Raw genomic sequence first — 11104 nt, forward strand, 5'->3', positions numbered from 1 at the left:
CCGCCGAATCAGCCGAATCCGCCGAGTCCGCCGAATCAGCCGAGTCAGCCGAATCAGCCGAGCCCGCGGACGCGTCGCCCTCGTCGTCGGACGTGTCCTTCGCGAGCTCCTCGGGGTGCTCGGCCGCGTACTCCTCCTCGGCGAGCGCAGCGTCCTCCTCGACGTCGAACACAGTGATGTCCTCGTCGGGTGCCTCCGCGCCGATGGCCCGTTCGAGCGCCTTGCTGTCGACCGAGGCCAGCACCGCGGCCGCCTCGTCGGTCCGGCCGGCGGCCTCGAGTGCCAGAGCGCGCGCCTGCACGACCCTGAGCCCCGAGTCGCCCGTGGCGTCCTCCGGGGCGATCTTGTCGAGCACCGCGAGCGCTGCGTCATGCTCGCCCAGGTCGGAACGGGCGCCGCTCGCCACGATGGCGAGCTCCACCCGGCCGGTCGCGTCGAGCGACGCGGCCTCCTCCGAAGCGGCGAGCGCCAGGGCACGTTCCGGACGACCGAGGCCGCGCTCGGCGTCCGCCATGATCGGCAGGTGCTCCGACGAGCCGTTCAGCCGGCGGACGGTGCGCAGCTCGCGCAGCGCCTCAGCGAACCGGTTGGTGTGGTACGCCGTCAGGCCTGCGGCCTCACGCACGATGTCGATCCGCCCGGCGCCGCGCAGCGCCGCCTGGGCGTGCTCGTAGGCGCGCTCGGGGTCGACGTCGATCAGGCTCCCGGCCATCAGCAGGTGCAGGCCGACGTACTCGGCGTGGTCCTTGCTCAGCCCGCGCAGGCGCGAGCGCACGTCACGGTCGAGCTGGCTGAACGTGACGCCCTCGGCGATCTCCGGCTCGGGGAGGCGCGGCGCGCGCTCCATGCGCTCGTCGCGAGCTGCCGGGCGCGCCCGGTCGTCGCGGTCGTCGAACGAACGGCGCGGACGGTCGGCGCCACGGTCGTCACGGCGCGCCGGACGATCGCTGCTGTTCGCACGGACCGGGCGAGCGCCTCGGTCGTCGCGGCCACGGCTGTCGCGGGCGCCGCGGTCGTCCCGGTCGCCGAACGAGCGGCGCGGAGCGTCGTCGCGACGCGCCGGACGATCGGCACCCCGGTCGTCGCGGCGGACCGGGCGGTCGCCATCGGTACGACGGGGACGGTCGTCGCCACGGGGGCGGTCGTCACGGCGCGGGCGGTCGGTGCCCCGGTCCTCGAAGCTGCGGCGCGGACGGTCGTCCCGGTCGCCGAAGGAACGGCGTGGTGCGTCGCCCCCGCGTGCCGGACGATCGGTGCCCCGGTCGTCACGACGCGGACGGTCGGTGCCCCGGTCCTCGAACGAGCGGCGGGGCCGGTCGTCCTCGCGACGCGCGGGACGGTCGTCGTCCCGGCGTGGGGGGCGGCCGGCGCTGCGGTCCTCAAAGCTGCGACGCGGACGGTCGTCACGGTCACCGAAAGAACGGCGCGGGCCGTCGTCGCGGCGCGCGGGGCGATCGGCGCCCCTGTCCTCGAACGAGCGACGGGGACCGTCATCCCGACGTGCCGGACGGTCGGTGCCCCGGTCCTCGAACGAACGGCGCGGACCGTCGTCGCGACGTGCCGGGCGGCTCGCGCCACGGTCCTCGAACGCGCGACGCGGACGGTCGTCACGGTCACCGAAGGAACGACGCGGGCCGTCGTCCCGGCGTGTCGGGCGGTCGTCCTCGCGACGCTGCGGGCGGTCGTGCTCCCGACGCACGGGGCGCTCACCGTCGCGGCGTACCGGTCGGTCTCCGCCGCGGTTGTCCCGGTCCTCGAAGCTGCGGCGCGGCCGGTCGCCGTCGTTCCCGCGGTACGGCCGGTCGGTGCGTGCGCCGCGGTCGTCGCGGCCACCCCGGTTGTCCCGGTCGCCACGGTTGTCCCGGTCACCGTAGGAACGGCGCGGCCGGTCGTCGTCACTGCGGCGGGGCGCGCGGTCGGCGGCGCCCCGGTCGTCCTGACGGGGACGGTCGGTGCCGCGGTCGTCACGGCGGGGACGGTCGGTACCCCGGTCCTCGTACGGTCGGCGCGGGCGGTCGGCGCCACGGTCGTCGCGGCGAGGGCCGTCACTGCCACGAGGGCCGTCGAACCGGCGGCCCCGGTCACCACCGCGCTCCCCGCCGCGGTCGTCGCGACGCGGCCCCCGGCCTTCGTTGCGACTGCCGCTCGTGCGCTCGCCTCGGCGGTCGCCCTCGCGGTCGTTCCCCTGGTCACGGGGCGTTTCGTTCACGGTGTTCCCTTCGATGACAGATGCCCGCTCATTCTCCCATGCGGGCGGCCGTCTCCTGGGGTCGAAAGGCTGTGACGTGCGCGGCCGGCAACGAGGTCACACCCGTACGGGCAGGACCTCCGGGTTGAGGGCGTCGGGCTTGCGGAGCATCCGCATCGCCGTCAGCGTCAGGGCGGCGATCACGACGAGCAGCACGACCATCCCGGCGTTGAACGCGAACCCGAAGATCCACAGGTACCCGATCCCGCCCGCCGCGAGGCAGTAGTAGGTCATCGGCAGGATCGTCTTGCGGATCAGGTCGCCCTCGCGTCCGAGCAGGCCGACCGTCGCCGCTGCGGCGACCACGTTGTGCACGGCCACCATGTTGCCCGCGGCGCCGCCCACGGCCTGCAGGGCGGCCACCGTCTCCGGCGACGACGCGCCGATACCCAGCCCGGTGTTGAACTGGAACAGCGAGAACATCATGTTGGACACGGTGTTGGAGCCGGCGACGAACGCACCGAGCGCACCGATGAACGGGGACACGAGGGGCCAGCCCTGCCCGGCGAGGTCGGCGGCGGCCTGTGCCACGGTGACCGGCATCGAGTCGAGGCCGACCGCGTTGAAGTCGGGCCCTGAGTTGATGAAGATCCGCACCAGCGGCACCGCACACAGCAGCGCGAACGCCGCGCCGCCGAGCTGTCCACCCGCCACCCGCCACGAGGCCCTGATCTGCTCGCCCTTCATGCCGTGCAGCGCGTAGGTGATGAGGCACACGAGCAGGAAGATGGCGCCCGGCGAGTACAGGAGCTCCATGTTCTGGCTGATCCCGGTGCCGAAGATGTTCTCCACCGGGATCACTGCCGGCCCTGTCAGGAACTCCTTGATGGCCGGGACGTTCCGGGTGACGAGCAACAGTGCCGCGACGATCACGTACGGCGACCAGGCCCGGACCATCGACATGTTGCGCGTGAGCGTGGCCGCTTCCTTCGTGGGGTCGACGGTGCCCATCCAACGATCGCTCCAGCGGTCCCGCGGCGGGAAGTCCCACACGTCCTTGGGCATGAGGAAGCCCTTGGAGGAGGTGAACATCACGAGCACCAGCCCGAGGAACCCGCCGAGCATCGCCGGGAACTCCGGCCCGAGCAGGTAGGCCACCGTCACGTAGGGCACGATCATCGCGAGCGCCGCGTAGACCGCGAACGGCGCGACGGCGAGACCCGAGCGGAACGACCGCTTCTCGCCGTAGAAGCCGCACATCAGGGTGACCAGGATGAGCGGCACGAGGATGCCGACGATCGCGTGGATGGTCGCCACCTGCGTGGCGGTGTGGGCGACGAAGCCCAGGTGGTCCAGGCCGAGCACGTCGGCCCGTGCCTGGACCTCGGGCGCCAGTGCTCCGGAGGTGTCCGCCAGGCCGGTCCCGAGCCCGGTCAGCATCGGTGTCCCGACGGCGCCGAAGCTCACCGGGGTGGACTGGATGATGAGCCCCGCCATGACGGCGGCCGCCGCAGGGAAGCCGAGGGCCAGCAGCAGTGGCGCGACGACGGCGGCGGGTGTGCCGAAACCGGCGGCGCCCTCGATGAACGACCCGAACAGCCAGGCGACGATGATCACCTGCACCCGGCGGTCCGGGCTGATCGTCGTGAAGCCGGCGCGGATCGTCTGCAACGCGCCGCTCTTGGTCAGGGTCTCCAGCATGAGCAGCGCGCCGAAGATGATCCAGAGCAGCCCGACGGCGATCAGCAGCCCCTGCACGATGGACGCGCTGACCGCGACGAGTGACATCTTCCAGGCGAACAGGGCGATGACCACGACCACCGCGAGGCCGACGGGCATCGCCGTCCGGGCGGGCCAGCGCAAGCCGAGCAGCAGGGTTCCTACGACGAGGATCGGGAGGAGGGCGAGCAGGGCGAGGACGCCGAGGTTGTCCATGGTGACTCCAGTCCGGCCACGCTGCCGGGTCGGGTTCGCTGGCAATTTCGCATGTCGGAATTATCACTCCACGTGCCGACAAACGTAGCAGTTACCCCCGGCGAGCGGGAGTACCTGGAATCACCCGCGCAGCGCCTCCGGTCCGGCGCCGCGCAGCGATGCGTCCAGCACCAGCACCATGTGCGCCGTCGGCATCTCCCGGCCCTGCCGTCGCAGCGCGTCAGTGATCTGCAACAGGCATCCCGGGTTGGACGTGACCAGAACCTCCGCACCCGTCGCCGCGACGTTCGCGGCCTTCCGGTCGCCCAGCTCGCGCGCCGGCTCGGGGTTGGTCAGGTTGTAGATGCCCGCCGACCCGCAGCACATGTCGCCGTCGGCGATCTCCTTCACCACCAGTCCCGGGATCGTCGCGAGCACCGCACGCGGCTGTGCCTTCACACCCTGGGCGTGCCGCAGGTGGCAGGCGTCGTGGTACGCGACGGTCATCGGCAGCGGATGCCGTGTCGCCACCGGCTCCAGCTCCGCCAGCACCTCCGAGATGTCGCGGGTCCTGGCCGCAAAGGCCACTGCGCGCTCGGCGTAGTCCGGGTCGTCCGCCAGCAGGTCCGCGTAGTCCTTCATCGTGGAACCGCACCCCGCCGAGTTCGCCACGATCCGCTCCACGCCCGCACCCGAGAACGTGTCGATGAGCGCCCGCGCGTAGTCGAGCCCTTCCGCCTCCCGCCCGGCGTGCACGGACAGCGCGCCGCAGCACCCCTGGTCGGGCGGCACGACGACCTCGCACCCCTCCGCGGCGAGCACCCGCGCCGTCGCGGCGTTGACCCCGGGGTAGAACTCCCGCTGCACGCAGCCGAGCAGCATCCCGACGGTCATCCGCTTCGCGCCGACCGCGGGCACGAGAGCCGGCACGGGGACCCGCGGGCCCACCGGCGGCGCGATGGCCTCCATCGTCGCCAGCGTCGGCGACAGCCGGGCCAGCACGGGCCGCACCAACCGCGACAGACCGGTGCGCTGGTACAGCGCGAGGAACGGCCGGACCAGCCGTAGCCGCTCGGGCCGGGGGAACAGCGCGAAGATCGCCGACCGCAGCAGCCGCTGCCCCCGCGTCCGGTGCTCGGCGCCACGCCGTTCGACCTGCTGCCGCGTCGCCTCGACCAGCTTGTCGTACTGCACCCCGGACGGGCACGCCGTCACGCACGCCATACAGCCCAGGCACGCGTCGACGTGCTGCACCAGCGACGGCGACATCGGCTCGCCCTCGAGCCCCTCCTTCATCAGGTAGATCCGCCCGCGCGGCGAGTCCATCTCCTCGCCCCACAGCGAGTACGTGGGACAGGCGGGCAGGCAGAACCCGCAGTGCACGCAGTCGTCCACGAGCTCGCGGGCCGGCGGGTGGTGCTCGTCGAAGGCCCCCGTCCCGTCGAACGAGCCCAGCAGGTCCGGCTTCGCCTCGGTCATCAGATGCCTCCCACGAATCGGCCGGGCGCGACGTTGCGCCCCGGATCGAGCCGGCGTTTGATCGCACGCATGAGGTCGAGCCCGCCCACGGGCCCCCAGACATCGAGCGCCGCACGCACCTCGCGCGACGCCCGCAGCACGGTGACGGTTCCCTCGCGCGGGCTGGGCGCGGCACCCCGCAGGTGCCCGACGGCGGACGCGGTCGCCTCCGGAGGCCCCGTCACCATCGCGTGCAGCACCCCGGCGGCACTCCCCCGGAGCGCCACGCCGACGCCGTACCGCTGCTCGGCGTCCCGGGCCGCCGCCAGCAGGTCGGTCACCCCGGTGAGCGTGGCGGTCGCTTTGGCATAGGTGACGTCTCCGCCACCGCCGGTCGAGCCCTCCGCACTCCGGGTCGAGCCTGTCGAGACCCCCGGCAACGCCGCCCACCACCCGGGCGGATCACCCTGGACCCGTCCGCCCAGCAGCTCAGCGGCGGCGGCAGCCCGCTGTCCGACGGCGCCCCCGGTGCCCTCCAGCAGCACGGCCACCCAGGCGACGTCGCTCCCCGCGGGCCGGTCGATCTCCACGGCGGCAGGCGCGAGCTGCGACGCGACGACGTCGCGGGCACGCGCCGCGACGTCGGCCGACGGGCCGGTGGCGACGACGAACGCCTGGTCCGGCCGGACGGGGTGCAGCCGGAACGCAGCCCGGACCACGATGCCGAGGGTGCCGTACGCACCGGTCAGCAGCTTGGCCAGGTCGTATCCGGCGACGTTCTTGACGACCTTGCCACCCGACGACGCGACGGTGCCGTCAGCGAGCACGACGGTCGCCCCGAGGACCAGGTCGCGGATCCCGCCGCGCTGCAGGCGGCGCGGCCCGGACGCACCCGTCGACAGCGCCCCGCCCACGGTGGAGCCGGCGGCGAGCCGCTCCGGCGGCAGGTCCACCACCAGCTCCTGCGCCGCGGCGCGGACGGTCTCCGCCAGGGTCGCGACAGGTAGCCCCGCCTCGGCCACCACCACCAGGTCGCCCGAACCGTGCTCCACGAGCCGGTCCAGGCCGGTGGTGTCCAGGATTAGGTCGACGCGCTCGGGCGGCGCGCCCCAGTCCAGGGTCGTCCCGGCGCCACGAGCCACGGTGGCCAGTCCCTGGGCGGTCGCCTCGCGCAGCGCTGCGGCCACCCCGGCCACGGACGTCGGCCGAGCGACCGCCGTCGCCGGCACACCGTCCACCGCGTCCTCCGGCCCTGCGGCCCTGACCTGGCCGCCGTCCTGCCTCAGCGCGTCCTCGAGCCGCTGCAGGTCGGCCATCAGAAGACCTCCGCCACGCCGGACTCCGCCAGCGGGTGCGCACCCCGGTGCCGGCCCGGCTGCTCTCCGCACAGCCGCGGCGTCGGGAACACCTTGCCCGGGTTGGAGATGCCCTCGGGATCGAAGGCGCAGCGCACCGCCTGCATGGTCTCCAGGTCATCAGGCGTGAACATCCGCGGCATGTGCTTGGCCTTGTCCGCACCCACGCCGTGCTCGCCGGTGATGGAGCCACCGTGCTCCAGGCACAGGTCGAGGATGCCGCCCGCCACCGCCTCGGCCCGCTCGACGGCGCCATCGACCGAGCCGTCGAACAGCACAAGGGGGTGCAGGTTGCCGTCGCCGGCGTGGAAGACGTTCGCGACCCGCACGCCCGCACTCTTGCCGAGCGCGGCGATCTGGCGCAGCACCAGGGGCAGCGCCGTCCGAGGGATCACGCCGTCCTGGACGATGTAGTCCGGGCTGATCCGGCCGACCGCGGCGAAGGCGGACTTGCGCCCCTTCCAGATCAGGGCGCGCTCGTCGTCGTCGGCCGCGACGCGCACCTCGAACGAGCCCGCCTCCTCGCACAGGCGCACCACGTCGTCGAACTCCCCCGCGACGTCGGCCGACGGCCCGTCCAGCTCGACCACGAGGACCGCACCCGCACCGGCCGGGTAGTCGCAGTGCACCGCCGCCTCGGCGGCCTCGATGGCCAGGGCGTCCATCATCTCGATGGCGGCGGGGATCACCCCGGCGGCGATGATCGCAGAGGTCGCGGCTCCGGCGTCGTCCATGGAGCGAAAGGCCGCGAGCAGGGTCCGGACCTCCTGGGGCAGACGCGTCAGCCGCACGGTGGCAGCGGTGACGATGCCGAGTGTTCCCTCGCTGCCCACCAGAGCGCCGAGCAGGTCGTACCCGGGCGGGTCCGGCGCCTTGCCGCCGATCTCCACCTGCTCGCCGGCGGGTGTCACCAGGTCCACACCGGTGACGTGGTTGGTGGTGAAGCCGTACTTCAGGCAGTGGGCGCCGCCGGAGTTCTCGGCGACGTTGCCGCCGATCGAACACACGGACTGGCTGGAGGGATCGGGAGCGAAGTAGTAGCCGTCCGGGCTGGTCGCCGCGGTGAGCTGCAGGTTGATCACCCCGGGGTCGACGACGGCGCGCTGGTTCTCGACGTCGGCCTCCCGGATCGTGCGCATCTGCGACATGACCACGAGCACTCCCTCGGAGTGCGGCAGCGCCCCGCCCGACAGTCCGGTACCCGAACCCCGCGCGACGAACGGCACCGTGTGCCGCGCGCAGGCCCGGACCGACGCCGCGACGTCGGCCGGGCTCTGCGCCAGGACCACCACGCCCGGAACCACCCGGTACGCCGCCAGCCCGTCGCACTCGTAGGTGCGACGGCGCTGCCGGTCGGTGATCACTCGCTCGCTGCCGAGCTCGGCGATCAGCTCGGCAATGACGACGTCCAGCGCCGTCGATGGACTCCCGGCCATGGCAACCTCCTCGTCGCAAGCCAGCACCTCTTCGTTGAGTGCTGGCTATCTGTGCTCGAGAGGCATCCCGAGGCACAGATAGCCAGCACTCAACGCGGCATGTCAGGGCATTCGCTCGTAAGCCGGGAGCGTGAGGAAGTCCGCGTACTCGTCGGCCACCGCCACCTCGAGGAACGTCTGCTTCGCCTCCTCGTAGTCTGCCGCGTCGCCGGGCAGCTTGGCGATCTCCTCCTCGACGATCCGGTCGATCAGCTTGCGCGTGACCTGGTGGCCGGTGTCGGCGAGCGTCACGTCGTTGTGCAGCCACTGCCACACCTGCGACCGGGAGATCTCGGCGGTGGCGGCGTCCTCCATGAGGTTGAAGATCGCGACGGCGCCCAGGCCGCCGAGCCACGCCTTGAGGTACTGGATGCCCACAGAGATGTTGTTCCGCAGGCCGGCCTCGGTGACGTCGCCGGGCGTACTCGCGACATCGAGCAGCTGTGCCGCGGTGACCCGCACCTCCTCGCGCGTCCGGTCGATCTGGTTCGGCTTGTCGCCCAGCACCGACGTGAAGACCTCCTTGCAGAGCTCCACCATGCCGGGGTGTGCCACCCACGACCCGTCGAACCCGTCGTTCGCCTCGCGGGTCTTGTCGTCACGAACCTTGGCGAACGCGGCCTCGTTGACCGCCTCGTCGCGGCTCGGGATGAACGCGGCCATGCCTCCGATGGCGTGCGCGCCCCGGGTGTGACAGGTCTTGACCAGCAGCTCGGTGTAGGCGCGCATGAACGGCACAGTCATGGTGACGGCGTTCCGGTCAGGCAGCATGAACTCCGTGCCGCGGGTCCGGAACGACTTGATCACCGAGAACATGAAGTCCCAGCGACCGGCGTTCAGGCCGGAGCTGTGCTCCCGGAGCTCGTAAAGGATCTCCTCCATCTCGAACGCCGCCGGGTACGTCTCGATGAGCACGGTGGCCCGGATGGTGCCCTGCGGGATGCCGAGGAAGTCCTGGGCCAGCACGAAGGTGTCGTTCCAGAGCCGTGCCTCCAGGTGCGACTCCATCTTCGGCAGGTAGAAGTAGGGTCCCTGACCCTTCTCGATCTGCCGCAGGCCGGCGGTCGCGAGGTAGAGCGCGAAGTCCACCAGGCTGCCCGACACCGGGCGGCCGTCCACCAGGACGTGCTTCTCCGGCAGGTGCCAGCCGCGCGGCCGCACGATGATCGTGGCCAGCTCCTCGTCCGGATTCAGCGCGTAGTGCTTGCCGTTCTCGCCGGTGAAGTCGATGGTGCGGTTGATCGCGTCGAGCAGGTTGAGCTGACCGCCTACCACCGCGCTCCACTGCGGGGTGTTCGCGTCCTCGTGGTCCGCGAGCCACGCCTTGGCGCCGGAGTTCAGCGCGTTGATGGTCATCTTGCGGTCGGTGGGGCCCGTGATCTCGCACCGGCGGTCCTCGATACCGGGCGCCGGCGGAGCGACGCGCCATGTCGGGTCCTCCCGGATGTGCCTGGTCTCGGGCAGGAAGTCCAGCGTCCCCCCGGCGGCCAGGTCCTCGACCCGTCGCTTCCGGGCCTCGAGGAGCTCGAGCCGTCGGTCGTCCAGCGCGCGGTGCAGGGCGACGACCAGCTCCAGCGCGCGTGGCGTGAGCACCTCCTCCGCGCGGGGTGCGATGTCGCCGGTGATCGTGAGGCCGTCCGGAGTGTCCACGTGTCTTCCCTCGGTCGAGTGGCTTGGCTCGAGTCGCGTTATTCCGCGATACGGAAACCAAATACTTCCTAGCGAAAACAGTAGGTGCCCGACCGCGCCCGGTCAACGTGGCGGTCAGCCTCCGGACAGCTCCGCACCGACATCGCGCGCCACGTCGTGGAGCACCGGCACCGCCCGCTCCCCGAACTCGAAGGACACCCGCGCCGCAGGACCGGACACCGACAGCGCCGTCGGCACGGGCGCACCGGGAACGAGCACCGCGAAGCACCGCACGCCGATCTCCTGCTCACCGTCGTCGACGGCGTAGCCGCGTTCGCGGATCTCGGCCAGTGCGGCGAGGAGGCCGTCGACGTCGGTGATCGTCCGGTCGGTCGCCGGAGGCAGACCGGCGCGCGCTGCGATGTCCTGGACCGCCGCGTCGGGCAGCTCACCGAGCAGCGCTTTGCCGACGCCGGTGCTGTGCAGGTGCACGCGCCGTCCCACCTCCGTAAACATGCGCATCGAGTGCGACGACGCCGCCTGCGCCACGTACACCGCCATCTCGCCGTCGAGCATCGCAAGGTTCGCCGTCTCACCGAGCTCGCGCGCCACGCGCGCCAGGTGCCGCCGTGCCCCTGCGCCCAGCTGACGACCGGCTGACTCGCCCAGGCGGATCATCCGCGCGCCGAGCGCGTAACGACGCGAGGGCAGCCGGCGGGCATAACCGCGGGCGACAAGGGTGCGCATCAGACGATGGATGGTCGGCAGCGGCAGGCCGGACTGTTCCGACAGCTCGCTCAAGCCGGCATCACCGCCGAGCTCTGCCAGAATTTCGAGCAGATCGAGCGCTCGCTCGACCGACTGCACACCGGGCTCTGCCACGTGTCACTCCCCATCCGAAAACGCCGGACCTATCGGCCAATGGAAACAGCATTCCACAAGGCGGAACGACCAGCCCTGCGGGCTAGGCCCGTGCAACAACTTCGGGGTGGGCTGTCCGATCCGGGCGGTCCGGTCCGGGCGGTCCGGTCCGGGCGGTCGGATCCGGGCGGTCGGATCCGGGCGGTCGGATCCGGGCGGTCGGA

The 11104-nt window shown here is 72.2% G+C and carries 8 protein-coding genes; 1 reads left to right on the forward strand and 7 read right to left on the reverse strand.

Annotated features, from left to right (window positions below; genetic code table 11):
• A partial coding sequence (locus LUU90_RS26280) for a hypothetical protein (RefSeq protein WP_275007304.1) occupies window positions 1–775 on the reverse strand: 775 nt, incomplete at its 3' end.
• Between LUU90_RS26280 and LUU90_RS26285 the strand changes: the two genes are divergently transcribed.
• A complete protein-coding gene (locus tag LUU90_RS26285; RefSeq protein WP_275007305.1) occupies window positions 740–2284 on the forward strand; it encodes a hypothetical protein in 1545 nt (514 codons plus the stop codon). The two genes, LUU90_RS26280 and LUU90_RS26285, sit on opposite strands and share 36 nt — an antisense overlap.
• Before the next feature lie 21 nt (window positions 2285–2305).
• Here the strand turns inward: LUU90_RS26285 and LUU90_RS26290 are convergent, their stop codons facing one another.
• The 6 genes from LUU90_RS26290 to LUU90_RS26315 all read right to left on the reverse strand — a co-directional run bounded on the left by LUU90_RS26290 (window position 2306) and on the right by LUU90_RS26315 (window position 10901).
• On the reverse strand, window positions 2306–4123 hold the full coding sequence (locus tag LUU90_RS26290; RefSeq protein ID WP_275007307.1) for an L-lactate permease: 1818 nt from the start codon (window positions 4121–4123) through the stop codon (window positions 2306–2308).
• 120 nt (window positions 4124–4243) lie between these two features.
• On the reverse strand, window positions 4244–5581 hold the full coding sequence (glcF, locus tag LUU90_RS26295) for a glycolate oxidase subunit GlcF (protein WP_275007309.1): 1338 nt from the start codon (window positions 5579–5581) through the stop codon (window positions 4244–4246).
• Window positions 5581–6876, reverse strand: a complete 1296-nt coding sequence (locus LUU90_RS26300; protein ID WP_275007311.1) for an FAD-binding oxidoreductase — start codon at window positions 6874–6876, stop codon at window positions 5581–5583. Before LUU90_RS26300 ends, glcF begins: the two co-directional genes overlap by 1 nt.
• On the reverse strand, window positions 6876–8351 hold the full coding sequence (locus LUU90_RS26305; protein ID WP_275007312.1) for an FAD-linked oxidase C-terminal domain-containing protein: 1476 nt from the start codon (window positions 8349–8351) through the stop codon (window positions 6876–6878). The genes LUU90_RS26300 and LUU90_RS26305 overlap by 1 nt, the downstream gene beginning before the upstream one ends.
• A gap of 102 nt (window positions 8352–8453) precedes the next feature.
• A complete protein-coding gene (gene aceB / locus LUU90_RS26310; protein ID WP_275007314.1) occupies window positions 8454–10040 on the reverse strand; it encodes a malate synthase A in 1587 nt (528 codons plus the stop codon).
• Between the two features lie 114 nt (window positions 10041–10154).
• Window positions 10155–10901, reverse strand: coding sequence for an IclR family transcriptional regulator (locus LUU90_RS26315; RefSeq protein WP_275007316.1), 747 nt, complete (start codon window positions 10899–10901; stop codon window positions 10155–10157).
• Window positions 10902–11104: the final 203 nt, after the last annotated feature.

It is taken from the genome of Promicromonospora iranensis (genome assembly GCF_028994775.1).
Taxonomy (GTDB): domain Bacteria; phylum Actinomycetota; class Actinomycetes; order Actinomycetales; family Cellulomonadaceae; genus Promicromonospora; species Promicromonospora iranensis_A.